Origin of the sequence: Janthinobacterium sp. B9-8, assembly GCF_000969645.2 — a bacterium.
Taxonomy (GTDB): domain Bacteria; phylum Pseudomonadota; class Gammaproteobacteria; order Burkholderiales; family Chitinibacteraceae; genus Iodobacter.
In genome coordinates this window covers 4,051,925-4,068,490 of sequence record NZ_CP014222.1, presented here as the reverse complement: position 1 = coordinate 4,068,490, position 16,566 = coordinate 4,051,925, and the positions used below count along the sequence as shown (strand labels likewise).

20 protein-coding genes are annotated in these 16,566 nt (G+C 48.6%); 15 read left to right on the top strand and 5 right to left on the bottom strand.

The features are described from left to right. Window positions 1-98: 98 nt before the first annotated feature. The 5 genes from VN23_RS18345 to VN23_RS18325 all read right to left on the bottom strand — a co-directional run bounded on the left by VN23_RS18345 (window position 99) and on the right by VN23_RS18325 (window position 7,435). A complete protein-coding gene (locus VN23_RS18345) occupies window positions 99-1,712 on the bottom strand; it encodes a glycoside hydrolase family 3 protein (RefSeq protein WP_046351654.1) in 1,614 nt (537 codons plus the stop codon). A 224-nt stretch (window positions 1,713-1,936) separates the two neighbouring features. Then, window positions 1,937-2,917, bottom strand: coding sequence for an ABC transporter permease (locus VN23_RS18340; protein ID WP_046351653.1), 981 nt, complete (start codon window positions 2,915-2,917; stop codon window positions 1,937-1,939). A gap of 130 nt (window positions 2,918-3,047) precedes the next feature. Beyond that, on the bottom strand, window positions 3,048-4,529 hold the full coding sequence (locus tag VN23_RS18335; RefSeq protein WP_046351652.1) for a sugar ABC transporter ATP-binding protein: 1,482 nt from the start codon (window positions 4,527-4,529) through the stop codon (window positions 3,048-3,050). A gap of 282 nt (window positions 4,530-4,811) precedes the next feature. Continuing rightward, window positions 4,812-5,873: a substrate-binding domain-containing protein gene (locus VN23_RS18330; RefSeq protein WP_046351651.1), complete on the bottom strand. Its 1,062-nt coding sequence runs from the start codon at window positions 5,871-5,873 to the stop codon at window positions 4,812-4,814. Between the two features lie 287 nt (window positions 5,874-6,160). Then, the gene (locus tag VN23_RS18325) at window positions 6,161-7,435 is read right to left on the bottom strand and encodes an ABC transporter substrate-binding protein (protein ID WP_046351650.1); all 1,275 of its coding nucleotides are present in this window, start codon (window positions 7,433-7,435) and stop codon (window positions 6,161-6,163) included. 364 nt (window positions 7,436-7,799) lie between these two features. On the opposite strand from VN23_RS18325, the gene VN23_RS18320 reads away from it, so the two are divergent. From VN23_RS18320 to VN23_RS18255, 15 genes are all read left to right on the top strand, one after another. Beyond that, window positions 7,800-8,003 (top strand): TfoX/Sxy family protein, encoded by a 204-nt coding sequence (locus tag VN23_RS18320; protein ID WP_052746553.1) that lies wholly within the window; start codon window positions 7,800-7,802, stop codon window positions 8,001-8,003. Between the two features lie 31 nt (window positions 8,004-8,034). Next, on the top strand, window positions 8,035-8,160 hold the full coding sequence (locus tag VN23_RS22230; protein WP_231743301.1) for a TfoX/Sxy family protein: 126 nt from the start codon (window positions 8,035-8,037) through the stop codon (window positions 8,158-8,160). A 190-nt stretch (window positions 8,161-8,350) separates the two neighbouring features. Continuing rightward, entirely contained in the window at window positions 8,351-8,944 is a 594-nt protein-coding gene (gene hisB / locus VN23_RS18315; protein ID WP_197432953.1) for an imidazoleglycerol-phosphate dehydratase HisB, read from the top strand. Continuing rightward, on the top strand, window positions 8,944-9,402 hold the full coding sequence (locus VN23_RS18310) for a hypothetical protein (protein WP_046351649.1): 459 nt from the start codon (window positions 8,944-8,946) through the stop codon (window positions 9,400-9,402). The genes hisB and VN23_RS18310 overlap by 1 nt, the downstream gene beginning before the upstream one ends. Before the next feature lie 8 nt (window positions 9,403-9,410). Continuing rightward, window positions 9,411-10,052: an imidazole glycerol phosphate synthase subunit HisH gene (hisH, locus tag VN23_RS18305; protein WP_046351648.1), complete on the top strand. Its 642-nt coding sequence runs from the start codon at window positions 9,411-9,413 to the stop codon at window positions 10,050-10,052. Between the two features lie 207 nt (window positions 10,053-10,259). Further along, a complete protein-coding gene (hisA, locus tag VN23_RS18300) occupies window positions 10,260-11,000 on the top strand; it encodes a 1-(5-phosphoribosyl)-5-[(5-phosphoribosylamino)methylideneamino]imidazole-4-carboxamide isomerase (RefSeq protein WP_046351647.1) in 741 nt (246 codons plus the stop codon). Window positions 11,001-11,066: 66 nt separating this feature from the next. Continuing rightward, window positions 11,067-11,408 carry a hypothetical protein gene (locus VN23_RS18295; RefSeq protein WP_046351646.1) on the top strand — a complete coding sequence of 114 codons (342 nt, stop codon included), beginning with the start codon at window positions 11,067-11,069 and terminating at the stop codon, window positions 11,406-11,408. Window positions 11,409-11,420: 12 nt separating this feature from the next. After that, on the top strand, window positions 11,421-12,194 hold the full coding sequence (hisF, locus tag VN23_RS18290; RefSeq protein ID WP_046351645.1) for an imidazole glycerol phosphate synthase subunit HisF: 774 nt from the start codon (window positions 11,421-11,423) through the stop codon (window positions 12,192-12,194). Further along, window positions 12,191-12,586, top strand: coding sequence for a phosphoribosyl-AMP cyclohydrolase (hisI, locus tag VN23_RS18285; protein ID WP_046351644.1), 396 nt, complete (start codon window positions 12,191-12,193; stop codon window positions 12,584-12,586). The genes hisF and hisI overlap by 4 nt, the downstream gene beginning before the upstream one ends. 156 nt (window positions 12,587-12,742) lie before the next feature. After that, window positions 12,743-13,069 carry a phosphoribosyl-ATP diphosphatase gene (locus VN23_RS18280; RefSeq protein ID WP_046351643.1) on the top strand — a complete coding sequence of 109 codons (327 nt, stop codon included), beginning with the start codon at window positions 12,743-12,745 and terminating at the stop codon, window positions 13,067-13,069. Window positions 13,070-13,072: 3 nt separating this feature from the next. After that, complete coding sequence (locus VN23_RS18275) at window positions 13,073-13,429, top strand: histidine triad nucleotide-binding protein (protein WP_046351642.1); 357 nt, start codon at window positions 13,073-13,075, stop codon at window positions 13,427-13,429. 19 nt (window positions 13,430-13,448) lie between these two features. Further along, window positions 13,449-13,640, top strand: coding sequence for a Sec-independent protein translocase subunit TatA (gene tatA, locus VN23_RS18270; RefSeq protein ID WP_046351641.1), 192 nt, complete (start codon window positions 13,449-13,451; stop codon window positions 13,638-13,640). 9 nt (window positions 13,641-13,649) lie between these two features. Continuing rightward, window positions 13,650-14,066: a Sec-independent protein translocase protein TatB gene (tatB, locus tag VN23_RS18265; protein ID WP_052746552.1), complete on the top strand. Its 417-nt coding sequence runs from the start codon at window positions 13,650-13,652 to the stop codon at window positions 14,064-14,066. A gap of 3 nt (window positions 14,067-14,069) precedes the next feature. Beyond that, on the top strand, window positions 14,070-14,810 hold the full coding sequence (tatC, locus tag VN23_RS18260; protein ID WP_046351640.1) for a twin-arginine translocase subunit TatC: 741 nt from the start codon (window positions 14,070-14,072) through the stop codon (window positions 14,808-14,810). Next, the gene (locus tag VN23_RS18255; protein WP_046351639.1) at window positions 14,807-16,540 is read left to right on the top strand and encodes a Wzy polymerase domain-containing protein; all 1,734 of its coding nucleotides are present in this window, start codon (window positions 14,807-14,809) and stop codon (window positions 16,538-16,540) included. The genes tatC and VN23_RS18255 overlap by 4 nt, the downstream gene beginning before the upstream one ends. The last annotated feature ends 26 nt before the right edge of the window (window positions 16,541-16,566 follow it).

The window sequence follows — 16,566 nt, the reverse complement described above, 5'->3', positions numbered from 1 at the left end:
ATCCCCGAATTCCTTTATTGGGAACCCAGCAAAAATACTGGATTCCCGCCCCCGACTACAACATTCAAGGGCAGGCTCTACGCAGAAAACTAAATACATCAGACACTCAAGCAAACCTGCGCAGCCGCCCGTGCGCTGCATTCACGGCTGCCATATGCACATACATGGCCTGCTAATTCAGGTACTGGCTCATAGGCATTACGTAAACCAATCACCACGAGTTGCGCGCCAAATTTAGCCGCCAATTCGGCGACCAAGGCTTTAGATGCCGCTTGTTTGAAATCTTCGCCGGGCAGCGGGTAGTTTTCGATCACGGCCAGAATCAGCTGGCGAGGCTCAACTTTCACCCCGGCAAGCCATCCTTTGGCCTCGGTGTAATCCAGAATACTCAGCCTATCGCTGGCCATGCCCGCGCTTATTTCTGCCGCAAAATAATCAAAAGCTGGTGTGGCTTGATTCGGGCCAATGCCCCGTGGATTCACCAAATTGGCATAATCGGCCAGCGGTGTGGTTTGCAGTACAAAGACTTGCTTATCCGCTTGAATAGGTAAATTACGTGCCGGATCAGCCAAAATTTTTACAGCAGCCTTGGCTGCGGCTTGCTCAACCTTGCGGTTTACCTCTGGATTGAACTCGCTAAATAACGGCATACCCACCAAACGCGCCAGTTTAAAGGCCACCACCCGCTCTACAATCACATTCAGCTCGGCTTCCGGCATACGGCCATCTTCTACCGCACTAACAATTGCACCGATCATGGCCAGCTGGTTTTCAAGATAATTATCGTTGTGATCGTAGTGCTCTTCAGAGAGCATCATCATGTCGATACCGGCTTTAAACGCAATAATAGCGGCTTCTACCGGCGGGAAATTATGGCGAATCGCACCCATATTCATGCTGTCGGAAATCACAATGCCTTTAAAGCCCAGCTTCTCGCGCAAGACATCCTGCAAGATGGCCTTAGATAAAGTGGCTGGATAAACCGGATCAATCTGCGGATAGCAGATATGCGAGGTCATCATCAGCTCAACCCGCGCATCAATCGCGGCTTTAAACGGTGCAAGGTCTTCCACCATCAGTGTCGCCAAAGATTTATCTACCACAGGAATTTCACGGTGCGTGTCGCCGGTGGTGTCACCGTGCCCGGGAAAGTGCTTAGCACAAACGACAATCCCGCCATCATGCGCACCATGCACCGCCGCCCCCACTTGCACCGCCACCTGAGCAGGCACTTCACCAAAGGCACGGGTATCAATAATCGGCGAATTAGGTTTCAAATTAACGTCAGCACAAGGGCCAAGCACACAGTTAAAACCAGCCGAGCGCATTTCAATACCAAATACGCTATACATTTGTGCGCTAAGCGCTGGATTATCGGCACTGCCCAAGGCCAGATTGCCCGGCCCTGTGGTTGATTGCGGGGTCAGCACACTCCATGCACCTTCCTGATCCACGCCCAAAAGCATCGGCACGGCATCTACACGCTGATTCACAATGGCGACCATCGCCTGAGTGAGCTGGCGCGCCTCGGCAAAAGTGGCCGCATTGTCCTGGCTTAAGTAACAGCCACCCAAGTTGTAGCGCTCAATCAAAGGGCGAGCCGCTTCGGCGTCTTTGCCAGGGAAAGCCAGAATAAATAATTGCCCCACTTTTTCTTCTAAAGACCAGCCGCTTATTTTTTGTGCTGCCTGGCTGCGAAACGATTCAAACATACTAAAACTCCAAATTTAAGCAATAAAGGGCCATAGGCCGTGTAAAACACGGTCTGAGGTAAATAAGGAAATAGGTAATTCAGGAAGAAAAATCTGTAGACACAGAGAACACCGAGCGCACAAAGAACACAGAGAAAAACACACGCAAGCATTAGCTCTCGATTTTCTCTGCGTGCTCTGTGTTCTTCCTTATCTCTGTGTCTACAGACCTTTTAAAGATTTGATCAGCGCTTTTTCTTGCGTAAATTGCCCATGGTCAGCGTGACGGCGAAGATAATGATCAGGCCGCGGAAAATCATTTGCTGATCGACATTCAGCCCCATCAGCACCAGACCGTTATTCACCATACCCATAATCAGCGCGCCGATGATGGAGCCCATTACCGTGCCCTTGCCGCCAAACAGGCTAGTGCCGCCAATAATTACCGCAGCCACCACCATCATCAGATCATTTTCGCCCAGGGTGTAACGCGCGCTTTGCAAACGGCCTGAGTAGAGAATTCCTGCCAGTGCCGCAAGGAATGCATTAAGCACCAGCACATACAGCTTGATACGATTGACGTTAATTCCTGAATACATCGCTGCTATTTTATTGCCACCGCTGGCCAGCACTTCCTTGCCAAAAGCGGTGCGGCGCAGTAATACATGCCCCAACGCGGCAATTACGATCATCCAGATAAATAACACCGAAACAGGGCCGATATCCCCAGAGCCAAACACAAATACAAAGGTTTCGTTCTCTACCGGAATCGATTGCAAGGCGGTAATCCAGCGCGTGACCCCAGTGATAATCCCCGCCATACCAAGGGTGACCAGAAAAGATGGAATGCCTACTTTCGCCACAAACAAGCCATTAATCAGTCCACACAAAGAGCCTGCAAGTAAGGCCCCCAACACGGCCCAGCCCATGCCATAGGGCATCAGCATGGCGGCAGTCACTGCGGATAGCGCCACAATTGCGCCAAAAGACAAATCAATTTCTGCGGCAGATAAAACAAAAGTCATCCCCACTGCCATGATAGAAATCATGGCGGTTTGGCGGGCGATATTCATTAGATTACCCGCGTCTAAAAAACCCTTGTCGTGCAGAGTGATCGAAAAAAACAAGAAAATGCCGATAAAAACCAGATAAATAACTGAGCTTTTCCAATCGATCTGGCGGGTAGGAACAAGCCCTGTTTCCGCTTTATTTGCAGTGATATCCATACCATCCCTCTTAGATTTAGGAATTAGATTTTTTTCTAAACCCTAATCTTTTTGTCTGAATGTTGGGTTACTCCGGTTTCTTCGCTAAAACCCGCGAAGAAATCAGCTAACCCCACCTACGCCCTGATCCCTACTGCACCGCAGCTAACAAACGCTCTTCTGTTTGCCCTTCTTTAATCTGCCCGGCAATTCGTCCTTTATTCACGATATAAGTGCTATCGCAAAAACTGGCTATTTCACTGTATTCACTAGAAACAAAAATCACCGCATTTCCCTGCGCTGCGTATTCATTAACGATGCGCATAATTTCGTATTTGGAGCTCAGATCAATACCAAAGGTAGGATCATCCAGCAGCATGACACGGGCATTGGTGCTCATACATTTAGCAATAACTACTTTTTGCTGATTACCGCCGGATAAAAATCTCACCAACTGATCCGCCCCGCTGGTTTTAACATGCAGACGCTTAATCAGGCTCTCAACCAGCTCTTTGCCCCGACCTTCATCGAGTAGTAAGGGAGACGACAATTTATCAAACAAAGACATTAGCATATTGTCAGCAACACTAAAATCTAAAACCAAACCCTGGCTGCGCCTGTCTTCTGGCACAAGGTTAATGCCAAGCTTAATCGCGTCTTTCGGGGTTTTAATTTTAACGCTCTGACCAGAGAGCAAAATCTGCCCTGATTCGATAGCATCCAGGCCAAAAATGGCTTCCAGAATCTCGGTACGACCACTGCCAAGCAAGCCCGCCAAGCCAACCACCTGCCCCGGATACACCTTGAAAGACACATCCTCAAGCACCGACGTCACCACATTGCGTAGCTCTAGCAGAGGCGTTTGCTCGGTATCTACGGCCACGCGCTGCCAGTTTTCATTGGCGTTACGATGGTGGCCCAGCATATCGGCCACCAGCTCTTCGAGATTGGTGCTGATCACAGGACTGCTGCGTACCAAAAAGCCATCGCGTAGCACGCTGACTGAATCGCAAATCTTAAAAATATCGCGCAAATAATGAGTGATATAGATAATCGAAACGCCTTGCGACTTTAGCGTGTTCACCACAGCAAACAGCTTTTCGATTTCTTTATCGGATAAAGATGCGGTGGGCTCGTCCAGAATCAAAACCTTGGCATTTTGCGAAATGGCTTTGGCAATCTCGATAAACTGCTGCTGGCCCATCGTCAGCTCACCAACACTCTGCCAAGGATCAAGCACGATGCCCATTTTTTCCAGCACAGCCAGCGTGGCCAGCTCCATGGCATGGTGATCGACCATGCCACCCCGGCCCAACCAATTGCCCATAAAAATATTTTCAGCCACGCTCATCGTCGCAACGAGACTTAGATCCTGATAAACCATCACAATCCCAGCATCGCGCGCATCACGTGGAGACTGAAAATCTACCGGCTTAGCAAATAAGACCAGCTCACCCGCGTCTCGCTGATAATAACCATTCAAAAGCTTCATCAGCGTAGATTTACCCGCGCCATTCTGGCCCACAATCGCATGCACCTCACCCTGCCTAAGGGTGAAATCAATGCCTTTTAATACGGCATTGCCATCAAACGATTTAGTGAGTCCTCGTGCTTGAATTGCAGCTTCATTCATTGAGGTGAAATCCCTGTTGCTTGCCGAGTAAAACCCAACCCTGTCAACTAAAGGTCAAAAACAGGTCCAAGTCTGGTTTTGTGTAGGGTGTGCATGTCGTCTTTCTTGCTCACACCACTCTTGGTAACGAGCGACTGCGTCGTTGTACACCCTGCGAAACTACCCTGAGAAAACAGTGCATCTCAGAACCATCATCTCGTTCTTATGATTTCTCTATGTGCTGTTTTTAAACTCAGTGTTCTCTGTGTCTACAGACTTAAGGCTGTTATCAACGACTAACTATTATTTTTTTGCTGCCAACGCTTTCACAACAGCATCTGGTGGCTGGCGGAACAGGGCTTTTTGCCACTGCGTAGCCAGATTGGCCGAGGTCACCTTGATGGCGTCCACAGTAACAAAAGCAGGCGTTGGCTTATTGAGCAAAGACATCGCGCCCATCGTGGCTAGCGTTTTACCCATATCGTAGGGAAGATCACTCACAATTCCCGCCACATTGCCGCCCTTCACCATATCCAGCGCATTGGCTGCACCCAGATCCATCGTCACTACTTTTACGTCTTTACGGCCCGCAGCGCGAACGGCTGCGGTCACGCCTTCGGCAATCGCATCCCAAGGCGCGTAAATGGCTTTCACCGATGGATTTTGCGTCAGAATCGCCGAAGCAATCACTTCGCCATCGTTGGGATTAGCAATGCCTTTATCGGCTACCACTTTGATATTTGGGTAACGCGCCAACACTGCTTTTACCGCGTTATCGCGCTGATTCGTCACATAGTAATTGGCCGCGTGATGCATCACCGCCACATCGCCCTTACTACCAATGCTATCTGCCATTAGCTCTGCCGCAGCTTTACCCATGCCAAATAAATCGTCGGTCACAATGCCTGCGTAATCTTTGCCTGCTTTATATCCCTGCGGCGCATTGCTAATAAACACTAACTTCACGCCCTGCTGAGTCGCTTGTTTGAACGCCACCGCACCAGAAACAGGATCAATCACCAGCGAAATAATAATATTGGGTTTCAGTGCTAATACGGTTTCCAGATCGGTGCGCTGCTTTTTTGGATCCATTTCAGCGTCGGTCACCGCCACCACCTTAATACCCAATTCATCAAACACCTTCTTTGCGCCTGCAATCAAAGCGGTCGAAAAATCCGAGGTGGTATGCATCAAAATCGCCGCTTTATAATTTTTACCCTTAAGCTGAGCAACATCCGGTGCCGCCAGCTTCACTTGGGTATAAGAGGTCGGTATTTCGCCATTTGGCCCCACGGTACGATCAACGGCTGCAAAGGCAGAGCTACAGCACAGGGTAAGCAGCAGAACTTTCAAACTAGAGCGCATTTTCCAACCTCAGTACATGGGTGTTTGTAGGTGTAGTATAGGTGTTTTGTAGGTACAGTCAATCACTTGACATAAAAAACAAGCAGATTTTGTTGATATTAATTTCAGCACTACATTTATTGCCGATTTAAGCAAAATCAGATGTATAAAATGGCTCAGTAAACTCTGTTTGCGTAGCTTAATCGATGTGTCTGCGGCCGCTCTGCTCAGCCGCAATACAAAAAAAATTCCTCTGCCTAGGCAGAGGAATAAAATGCCGATTACCGGCAGAGGAAAACAGATATTTATTACTTAGCAGCAATACGCGCATTCCATTTTTTAGCCGCGGTATCCAAAGCTTCTTTAGCCGATTTACGGCCTTCTACTGCAGCTTGCACTTCATCATTAAATTCTTTACGCATCGAAGTATCATCTGGCATCAGCGCTGCCGGTAATGTCAGCGTACGTGCCGCGCCCATTGATTTAGCCGCAGTTGCGCGTGCTACACCCACTGGATCACCACCATTTGCACCGGACATAAAGAATGCACTTTCTGCCGCTTTACGAGCCGATGGGAAGGTTGTGCCCGTTGCTTGCGAGAAGCCCAATTGTTGCTCGCTATTGGTTAGGAACAAGCCCAGTTTTGCCGCTGCTTCTGGTGATTTGTAGCCTTTAGGCGCTACAAAAGACATCAGCCATGCACCCAGTGCCATTTTGCCGTCACCAGCAGGGAATGCCATTACCGCAGTTTTATCATAAGCAGGCTTATTATCTGTTACCAATTTACCCAGAGCGGTTGGGCCAGTGGTCATCATGGCGATTTTACCCGCGCCATAGCCCGCAATTTCTTGCTCGTATTCAAGACGGAAGCTGTCTTTTGGCAAGACACCTTGCTTGTAAAGGTCAGCAAATAATTGAACAGCCTTCACATGCTTAGGACTATTAAATGCCGCTTTACCCTTTTCAAAAATAGGCAGGCCCATATACTGGAACCAAGGAATCATGCCGCCATCGCCGCTCTTGGTTGCCAATTTAGGCGAGAACGCCGCAACACCGGTTTTTTTGGTAATTTCACGAGCAGCGCTAATAAACTGATCAAAGTTTTTTGGATCAGTTTTAATCCCGCTCTTATTCAGAATCTCTTTGTTATATGCAATAACCGATACTGCATTATAAAAAGGGAAACCATAAATTTTGCCATTAACGGTTAAGTCGGCCAAAGCGCCCGGCTGATATTCTGCTTTGTTTTTACCAATTAAAGCATCCAGCGGAATAATCAAATCTTTATGAGCAAATTCATGCGTCCATGGCGTATTAAAATTCACCAGCGCCGGTGGATTGCCTGCAGCAATTGCAGAAATCAGTTTAGGCAGAACCTGATCCCAGTTCATATCAACCCAAACAGCTTCCAGCTCAGGGTTGGCTTTATTAAAACGCTGAACAGTATCGTTCCAATACGGGGCAAATTTGGCCAAGTTAAATGTCCAGAATTCAACTTTAGTCGTATCTGCAGCCTGAGCAAATGTTGAAGACAATAAAGCGGCCAGCATCAACGGACGAACTAATTTAAAACGCTTTGACATGATTCTCTCTCCGATTTTATCAAGTGGACTCTTAATCCACCATTTTTGGAATACGACCTTGTTTTGACTCGACTAGACTAGACTTTCTAAATGTGATGCTTTTTTAAAAAAATTGAACCTTCAAAACACTGAACAGACTTCTCGCGAGAAATACATTTCAATCACTGAAAACAGCACTCATAAAGCGCTTTGCTTAGGTAATCAGAAGCAAAATGTAGGCATTTCATAGGTACAAGTCAAGACATAGGCATATTCGTTGTATTTTTGGCATAGATAGCAGCACAGAATGCTGATGCAGCCTGAATGTAGCGCCGCGCCATAAACTACATAAATCGTTTAAATTACTCACAGAAAAGGGGGAAAAATGGCTAAACGAAGTGAATATGTAGCATATTTGCTAGAACTACTCGCCCCAATGGGCACGCTGCGTGCTAAGGCCATGTTTAGTGGCTATGGCTTGTATTGCGATGAAATTTTCTTTGCCATCGTTGCAGACGATATTTTGTATATCAAGACAGATGCAGAATCGAAGGCAGATTTTTGCAAGCTAGGGTCTGTTGACGTTTAGCTACAGCAAAAAAGACGGCTTAGAACTAAGCATGGCGTATTACCCGCTGCCCGAAGACGCTTTAGAAGAAGCAACAACAATGATTTTCTGGGCAAAAAAAGGCATCGCAGCGGCACTGCGTCAACGCCAACCTCTGAAAAACAAAGGTAAAACATAACAAGCCTCTGTAATACGTAAGCAGTAAAGGCTTCACGACAAAGCGGTTCTCGTAGACAATTAGCCAAGCATGCGGCCTTCGGGAAGAAGCCTGTCATTCAGGCTAAATCTTGATCGCTCGCAAGTATGTCTGAATCTATTTGCAGACGGCCATTGTTTAAATCTACTGCCCCTTGATCAAGAGTATCGAAATGCGTCAGATTACTGTTAGTCGTAATACGCTGGAAACCCAGATTACCGTCACGCTCAATCTTGATGGAACAGGGGTATCGAAATTTGATACCGGCGTGCCCTTTTTTGAACATATGCTCGATCAGGTGGCTCGCCACGGTTTATTCGACATCGAAATCAAAGCGGTCGGCGATTTACATATCGACGCCCATCACACCGTAGAAGACGTTGGCATTACTCTAGGCCAAGCCTTTGCCCAAGCCGTGGGTGATAAAAAAGGCATTCGTCGTTACGGCCATAGCTATGTGCCGTTGGATGAAGCACTGAGCCGCGTGGTGGTCGATTTATCAGGCCGCCCCTGTTTGGAATACAACGTTGAATACACCCGTGCCATGATTGGCGGCTTTGATGTGGATCTGTTTGGCGAATTCTTCAGAGGTTTTATCAATCACGCAGCCATCAGCCTGCATATTGATAACCTGAAAGGCCAGAACGCCCACCATCAGGCCGAAACCGTATTTAAAGCCTTAGGCCGCGCACTGCGTATGGCCGTAGAGCTGGATGAGCGCATGGCGGGCATCACACCTTCTACCAAAGGCACTTTAGTCGGTTAATGCGCCTACTTATCGCCACTCTTGCGCTCATTTTGTCCAACCCAAGCCACGCAGCAGGCAACTGGCTACAATGGGCACAGGATCGCGATTCCAGCAGCTGGATAGACACTGACTCAGTAATAGAGCGGCGCAATCATATTTACTACCGCTATCAGTGGCGCTATTTAAATCTGCAAAACAGCCCGCATGGCGAATACGATAAGCGGCAAACAAGTGCTGCGGTAGATTGCTTGGCAGAGCGCAGCGCCAGCTTAAAACATCTTTTATTGCGGCAAGATGTAGCAATTGCTGAACTTAGCGGCCATGATTTCATCTCACAAGATCTGGCTGGCACCGTACATGCTGTCGCTTGCCTGATCGCGGAGCAGAAAAAACGTGGCACAGCCTTGCAACTGTGTCAGTATCAAGCTGATATCAATCATCCGATCTGCGGCAATGAGGCCCTGATCAAACGCTGAAAATCACCATGAAAATTGCAGTCGTCGATTATGGAATGGGTAATTTACGCTCGGTTACCAAAGCTTTAGAACACGTTGCAGGCGATTTGGCAGAAATTGTGCTAACTGCAGACCCCGCCGTGGTGGCAGCTGCCGATAAAGTCGTTTTCCCCGGCCAGGGTGCCATGCCCGATTGCATGAAAGAGCTGACCGAACGCGGCTTAAAACAAGCCGTACTTGATGCCACCCACAACAAGCCTTTTCTTGGCATTTGTGTAGGCGCTCAGCTTTTATTTGAGCACAGTGAAGAAGGCAATACCGCTGGCCTTGGTGTTTTTAAAGGCAAGGTTGTGCGCTTTCCAAAAGATAAAATGTTTGATGCCCAAGGCCAAAAACTAAAAGTGCCGCATATGGGTTGGAATGAAATGTTTAAGGTACATGATCATCCGCTTTGGGCAGGCATTAATGATGCCGAACGCTTTTATTTTGTGCACAGCTATCACTTTCAGCCCACAGAAAATATTGCCGTTTTAGAAAGCAGCTACCCATATCGCTTTGCAGCAGCAGTAGCAAGGGATAATATCTTTGCTATTCAATGCCATCCTGAAAAAAGTCATCATGCTGGTCTAAGCTTATTAAAGAATTTTGTAAACTGGGACGGATGTATCTAAAAGGTAGATGAATGCAAAATATCTGAATGCAGCGCTTTGCTACATTAAAAGCAAGGAGCTAATGGCAGCGGGTTTCTCAACAATACCCTGCAATTGAGTCCATTCAGAGCAGCCATCCATCGTATTTTTCTTTTATGCTGACTTGTAATGCCTTGATTTAATCATGGCAAAACTTTTTCTCCACACTAAAATAAACCTGACGCCATCATGCTTATCATTCCTGCAATCGACCTTAAAGACGGCCAATGCGTACGCCTACGCCAAGGCGAAATGGACGATGCCACTGTATTTTCTGACGACCCTGCCAGCTTTGTAAGCCACTGGTTAGGCCAAGGCGCCCGCCGCATGCACCTTGTTGATCTAAACGGTGCCTTTGCTGGCAAACCCAAGAATCTATCTGCGGTTAAAAACATTCTCAAAGCAATCAATGGCGAAGTGCCCGTCCAGTTGGGTGGCGGCATTCGCAGCTTAGAGACCATAGAAATGTATCTGGATGCAGGCATCGATTACGTCATTATCGGCACCGCAGCCATCAAGCAACCTGGCTTTTTACACGAAGCCTGCGATGCTTTCCCCGGCCAGATTATTGTAGGCCTAGATGCAAAAGATGGCTTTGTAGCCACCGATGGCTGGGCCAAGATCACTGATCTGAATGTGATTGATCTGGCCAAGCGCTTTGAAGGCTACGGTGTAGAAAGTGTGATCTACACCGATATCGGCCGCGATGGCATGCTCTCTGGCGTGAATATCGAAGCCACCGTCAAACTGGCCCAAGCACTAACTATCCCCGTGATTGCCTCAGGTGGCCTGACCAATCTGGATGATGTTAGAAAACTAGCCGAAGTTGAAGCAGAAGGAATCGAAGGTGTGATTACAGGCCGTGCCATTTATGAAGGCACCATAGACTTTAAAGCGGCGCAAGAATTGGCCGACGAACTGTCTAGCTAAAACCGGGCAGAAAAACGATGGCTTTATGCTCCGTTTTTCTTACCCCCATGCCGCGACAAGGTGCCCATGTCACAACCTGACTGGTATGAATGGGCACAAAATGAGCGAGCCATTGGTGAGTATTTTCTTGCAGAAAATCCACTCTGGTTTAAGCAGGTGTGCCAGCTCCTATTTGACTGCGACCCAATGATGATCCATTTGGTGGCAAACCCCGAAGGCTATGCGCCTGAAGTGGGGAGTATTTTACGCATTCTACCGCAATGCCAATCAGCACAAGATGTACAAGACGTTTTATACAACGTCTTTACCCAGTGGTTTAGCCCGGAATTTGCCGGCGGCCTTAGCCAGTATGCCGACACGGCACAAAAATTATGGGCACTCTGGCTTAACCAGCAACTTGATGACTAACGAAAAAACCTCATGCCTCTCGCCAAACGCATTATCCCCTGCCTCGACGTCACCGCTGGCCGTGTTGTAAAAGGTATCAATTTTGTGGGCCTGCGCGATGCAGGCGACCCAGTTGAAATTGCCAAGAAATACGATGCTCAGGGTGCAGACGAAATCACCTTTTTAGATATCACCGCCTCATCCGATCAGCGCGATATTATTTTGCATGTGATTGAAGAAGTAGCCGCTCAAGTGTTTATTCCACTCACCGTTGGCGGCGGCGTGCGCGTCGTTGATGATATTCGCCGTCTGCTGAACGCAGGCGCAGATAAAGTCAGTATCAACACCACAGCAGTGACCAATCCGCAAATGGTCAAAGACGCCGCGGATCGCTTTGGCAGCCAAGCCATTGTGGTGGCTATTGATGCAAAACAAGTCAGCCTGCCGGGCGAGCCATTACGCTGGGAAGTATTTACCCACGGTGGCCGCAATGCTACGGGGCTGGATGCCATTGAATGGGCCACCCGTATGCAGATATTGGGTGCTGGCGAGATTTTACTCACCAGTATGGATAGAGATGGCACCAAGATCGGCTTTAATCTGCCACTCACCCGTGCAGTGAGCGATGCAGTGGATATCCCCGTGATTGCCTCGGGTGGCGTCGGTAATGTGCAGCACTTGGTAGATGGTGTGATCCAAGGCCACGCCGATGCCGTGCTGGCCGCGAGTATCTTCCACTTTGGTGAATACACCATACGCCAAGCCAAAGAAGCGATGCGGGCGGCGGGGATCGAGGTTCGTTTATGAGCTGGTTAGATGAAATTAAATGGGATGAAAAAGGCCTGGTACCCGTGATTGCCCAAGATAAAGACAGCGGCCGGGTGCTAATGTTTGCCTATGCTAATCGCGAAGCCGTGGCACTCACTGCCGAAAAAAACACCGCACACTACTGGACTCGCTCCAGACAAAAGCTCTGGCATAAAGGCGAAGAATCGGGGCATTTTCAGAACGTGTCGGCGATTCAATTTGATTGCGATGGCGATGTACTGATTTACCAAATCGAGCAAGTAGGCGGCATTGCCTGCCACACTGGCCGCAGCAGCTGTTTTTTCCGCACCCTGCTTAATGGCGAATGGGTCATCACAGACCAAGTTATCAAAGATCCGTCTGCTATTTATGGCTCTACAAATAAGCCATAAATACAGTAAATAGGTAAAGCAGTTTAAAAATACACCGCGGCATCAGTAAAATGATAGATACGTCGCTAAATCCGCAAGATTTCCATATATTCGCCACATACTTGTAACCTAATAGCAATATAATCAAGCTCTGAATTGCATCAGGAATAGAGATCTATGGTTTCCGCAGACATTTTAGAACGCTTATCCGCCACACTAGCCAGCCGTCGTGGCAGCGACCCCGCCACCTCTTATGTTGCTAAATTGTTTCATAAGGGCACGGACGAAATCCTGAAAAAGGTGGGTGAAGAAGCCGTTGAAACGATTATGGCGGCCAAAGACGGCGATAAGCTGCATATTGTTCGCGAAGTTGCTGATCTATGGTTCCACACGCTGGTACTGCTTGAGCATATTGGCCTTAGCCACGAAGATGTACTGGCAGAATTAGCCCGCCGTGAAGGCATCTCCGGCATTGATGAGAAAAACGCTCGCAAGGAGCTATAAGCAATGAGCGATTGCCTGTTTTGTAAAATTGCGGCTGGCGAGATCCCCGCTAAAAAAGTGTTTGAAGACGATGATGTAATCGCCTTTCACGATATCCATCCTGTAGCTCCTGTGCATCTTTTGCTGGTGCCCAAAATTCATATTGATTCTTTAGCCCATGCGACAGCGGAGCATCAGGCTTTGCTTGGTAAAATGCTATTACTCACCTCAAAACTGGCTGCGGAGCAAGGCTTAAGCGATGGCTATCGCACCATTATTAATACAGGGCATGGCGGTGGGCAGACATTCTTCCACCTGCATATGCATATTATTGGCGGCACGCCGCTATCCACGCATGTTTCAGAAATCAGCACACAATAAAGCATAGGAGTTATACATCATGGGTTCATTCAGCATCTGGCACTGGTTAGTGGTACTGGTGATTGTTGTTTTAGTGTTTGGCACAAAAAAGCTGGGCAATATCGGTAAAGACTTAGGCTCGGCCGTCAAAGGCTTTAAAGATGGCATTAAAGACGGTGAAACACCGGCGGCCAAAACAGAAGATAAACCTGTCGATATTAACAAACCCTAAGGCTGGCCCGTGCTTGATGTAAGTTTTGGCGAGCTAATAGTTATTGGCGCCGTCACCTTAATCGTCGTTGGCCCAGAGAAACTCCCTAAAGTTGCACGCACAGCTGGCGCTTTGCTTGGCCGTGCACAGCGCTTTATCTCGACCGTAAAAGCAGATCTGGATAAGGAGTTTCAACTGGCAGAATTAGCCAAGGTTGAAGCAGAAATCCGTGCCGAGGCCTCAGCGCTTAGCCAGACCATCCACCAGCCCTTAGAAGAAGCAGCTCAGGCTCTATCCGATCCGCCCCCGGAAGAAGCAATTCAAACCGATCAGCAAGCGGCTCAAGCGCTCGCTGCAAAAACGGTTGAGATTCCGCCCGGCCCTCAGGGTGATTTATTCGCTCCTCCCGCACCTCCTCTTTCAGGCTCCAGGCCAGATCGGCGTTAAACAATGACGGATAACCTCCAGCCCCTCTTAGTGCATTTAATCGAGCTGCGTACGCGGATTGTGCGTATTGCTGCGGTTTTCTTAGTTGGATTTATTGCCTGTTTTGCTTTTTCCGAACAGCTTTATGATCTGATGGTGGCCCCGCTTGCCCATGTTTTGCCCAATCAAAAACTAATTACCATTGGCATTGCCTCACCCTTTGTTTTGCAAATCAAGATCTCCTCGATGGCGGCGTTTATGCTTACGCTGCCGCATACCCTCTATCAGGTATGGGGCTTTATTGCTCCGGGGCTTTATGCCCATGAAAAAAAGCTAATTTTGCCGCTGGTGCTGGCATCCACCCTATTGTTTATGTTGGGAGTGGGCTTTGCCTATTTCCTCGTTTTTGGCGTGGTCTTCTCCTTTATTGTTTCTGTTGTACCGGCATCCATGCAATGGCTGCCCGATTCGGGTGAGTATCTTGATTTTGCCATCGGCATGTTTATCTCGTTTGGCGTAACCTTTGAAGTGCCCATTCTGGTGATTGTGCTGGTGCGGATGGGTTTTATCAGCATTGCTAAGCTGAAAGAGATTCGTCCCTATGTTATCGTCGGGGCCTTTGTCATCGCCGCTGTTGTTACGCCGCCTGATGTGGTATCTCAATGCCTGCTGGCTATCCCGCTCTGGTTATTGTTTGAAGCAGGTGTGCTGGTTGCAAGCTGGCTGTACCGACCTCCCCAGAAAACTATCGAAAGCGCCCCATGATTCCGCAACTCCGAATATTCCAAACCCTGCTGTTTTTGCTTGCCGCAGTGCCCTGCGGCATTCCTTTTCGTTATCAGCCCAATCCAGTATTTCCATCCGAGCTAGCCGCTTTAGTCTTGGCAATCCTGATGGTGCTCACCGCCACCCTGCTGCCTCGCCGTGAGAAATCCAGCCCGCCCTATGCCAGCCTAATCTGGTTTGGCCTGGCTGCCGTGATTGCGCTGCAAATGGTGTTGATGCCGGTGTTGTATTGGTCTGATCGCACTGAGCCTATTCTCTATGCGCTCACCGCAGCATTCTCGGTGTGGGCCTTGGCACGGGCAACAGATCACTTTGGCAAAATGCAACTCGCTACCTACTTTGCCTGGGGATTACTCGCGGGAGCGATTTTCAACTCTGCGGTATCCATACAGCAGGTGATTGAGCTAATCCAAAATGGCCCGCGACTCATCTTTGGCCATTTAGGGCAAAAGAATTTATATGGGCATTATTTAACTTGGGGGCTTGCCGCCGCCGCATGGTTAACCGCCGAGAAAGAACTGCCTAAAACTTGGTTCTGGCCCGTAGCAGTTTGGCTGGCGCTTGCCATTGCCTGGAGCAGCTCACGCTCACCGCTCATGTATGCCAGTGCATGGCTGGTATTTGGGTTGTTGTCGGCATGGCTGGGCAAAGACAGCGTACGCCGCTTTGGCTGGTTGCTCACAGCCTGCGCCGTGCTAATTATAGTGATGCAATTTGTCGCCCCCTGGGTGAACGATGCTTTGCAATCGCTGCTACACGCTAAAAATGAAGTACCTACAGGGCTTGATCGCCTCGATTCCAATGGCTCGCGCCGCTTTGTTGAATGGCAAAAAGCGTGGATCACTTTCCTGGCCCATCCTTGGCTGGGCATAGGCTGGGCAGCGTATCCATCACAAAGTATTGCCCTGCAAATCAATCCTGCTTTTGCCATTGTGCAAGAAAGCGTGCTGTTTACCCACGCACACAATTCGCTGCTCAATATCATGGCCGAAACAGGCTTGGCAGGTACTCTGGTGATGGCGGGCGGCATCCTGTGGATGTTTGTGGCCTTACTGAAGCGTGAACACGATCCAGTCAAAATCTTTGGCGCGGCGATGGTCATCGTTTCGGTGCTGCATAGTCTAGTTGAATACCCTCTTTGGTATTACCACCTGCTCGGCCCCTTTGCATTAGCACTGTTCTTTATGCGCTCTGATGCACCTCGCAAGCTACAGCTACCTGACTGGGTAGAGCGTGCAAGCCTTAGCACTTATGGCGTTGCAGCGCTGGCTACCGCAGTATTTGGAGGCCTGCTCTACATCCAGATTTACCCGATTATGGATCCATCCGATAAAGCAGCAGAAAACGCTGGCCGGATTAAGACTTTGCAAAAACTAAAGCAAAATCCATTAATCGATTTCTATGCTGATTTTGCGCTGTCTAATTATATTGTAGCCAGCAAGCAAGACATGCCGTGGAAGCTGCAGATTTTAGACAGGCTCAACCAAGTTCGCCCTTACCCTAGCCAGCTCAGTGATCAAGCCATTATGGAAACGCTCAGTGGCAATAGCAGCAAAGCCCATAAGCTAATGCGCCAGGCTGCGTTTTCCTACCCGGAAAGCCTAGATTACTTCCGTGAAGCGATCCTGGAATTTAAAGAGCCAGAAGTACGCGCTTTAATCAAGGAAGTGGAAGACGCTGAGAAGTTGTTTGGAAAGGAAAAGAAGTAAGGAAAGATGGGGTTTCTCCCCATTAG

Excerpts from the sequence above, each read along its gene's own strand:
- VN23_RS18330 (WP_046351651.1), bottom strand. The coding sequence starts at position 5,873 with ATGCGCTCTAGTTTGAAAGTTCTGCTGCTTACCCTGTGCTGTAGCTCT.
- hisA (WP_046351647.1), top strand. The coding sequence starts at position 10,260 with ATGCTTATCATTCCTGCAATCGACCTTAAAGACGGCCAATGCGTACGC.
- VN23_RS18340 (WP_046351653.1), bottom strand. The coding sequence starts at position 2,917 with ATGGATATCACTGCAAATAAAGCGGAAACAGGGCTTGTTCCTACCCGC.
- hisB (WP_197432953.1), top strand. The coding sequence starts at position 8,351 with ATGCGTCAGATTACTGTTAGTCGTAATACGCTGGAAACCCAGATTACC.
- VN23_RS18275 (WP_046351642.1), top strand. The coding sequence starts at position 13,073 with ATGAGCGATTGCCTGTTTTGTAAAATTGCGGCTGGCGAGATCCCCGCT.
- VN23_RS18320 (WP_052746553.1), top strand. The coding sequence starts at position 7,800 with ATGGCTAAACGAAGTGAATATGTAGCATATTTGCTAGAACTACTCGCC.
- hisF (WP_046351645.1), top strand. The coding sequence starts at position 11,421 with ATGCCTCTCGCCAAACGCATTATCCCCTGCCTCGACGTCACCGCTGGC.
- hisI (WP_046351644.1), top strand. The coding sequence starts at position 12,191 with ATGAGCTGGTTAGATGAAATTAAATGGGATGAAAAAGGCCTGGTACCC.
- VN23_RS18310 (WP_046351649.1), top strand. The coding sequence starts at position 8,944 with ATGCGCCTACTTATCGCCACTCTTGCGCTCATTTTGTCCAACCCAAGC.
- VN23_RS18325 (WP_046351650.1), bottom strand. The coding sequence starts at position 7,435 with ATGTCAAAGCGTTTTAAATTAGTTCGTCCGTTGATGCTGGCCGCTTTA.
- VN23_RS18255 (WP_046351639.1), top strand. The coding sequence starts at position 14,807 with ATGATTCCGCAACTCCGAATATTCCAAACCCTGCTGTTTTTGCTTGCC.
- tatC (WP_046351640.1), top strand. The coding sequence starts at position 14,070 with ATGACGGATAACCTCCAGCCCCTCTTAGTGCATTTAATCGAGCTGCGT.
- VN23_RS22230 (WP_231743301.1), top strand. The coding sequence starts at position 8,035 with ATGGCGTATTACCCGCTGCCCGAAGACGCTTTAGAAGAAGCAACAACA.
- VN23_RS18345 (WP_046351654.1), bottom strand. The coding sequence starts at position 1,712 with ATGTTTGAATCGTTTCGCAGCCAGGCAGCACAAAAAATAAGCGGCTGG.
- VN23_RS18335 (WP_046351652.1), bottom strand. The coding sequence starts at position 4,529 with ATGAATGAAGCTGCAATTCAAGCACGAGGACTCACTAAATCGTTTGAT.
- hisH (WP_046351648.1), top strand. The coding sequence starts at position 9,411 with ATGAAAATTGCAGTCGTCGATTATGGAATGGGTAATTTACGCTCGGTT.
- tatA (WP_046351641.1), top strand. The coding sequence starts at position 13,449 with ATGGGTTCATTCAGCATCTGGCACTGGTTAGTGGTACTGGTGATTGTT.
- VN23_RS18280 (WP_046351643.1), top strand. The coding sequence starts at position 12,743 with ATGGTTTCCGCAGACATTTTAGAACGCTTATCCGCCACACTAGCCAGC.
- VN23_RS18295 (WP_046351646.1), top strand. The coding sequence starts at position 11,067 with ATGTCACAACCTGACTGGTATGAATGGGCACAAAATGAGCGAGCCATT.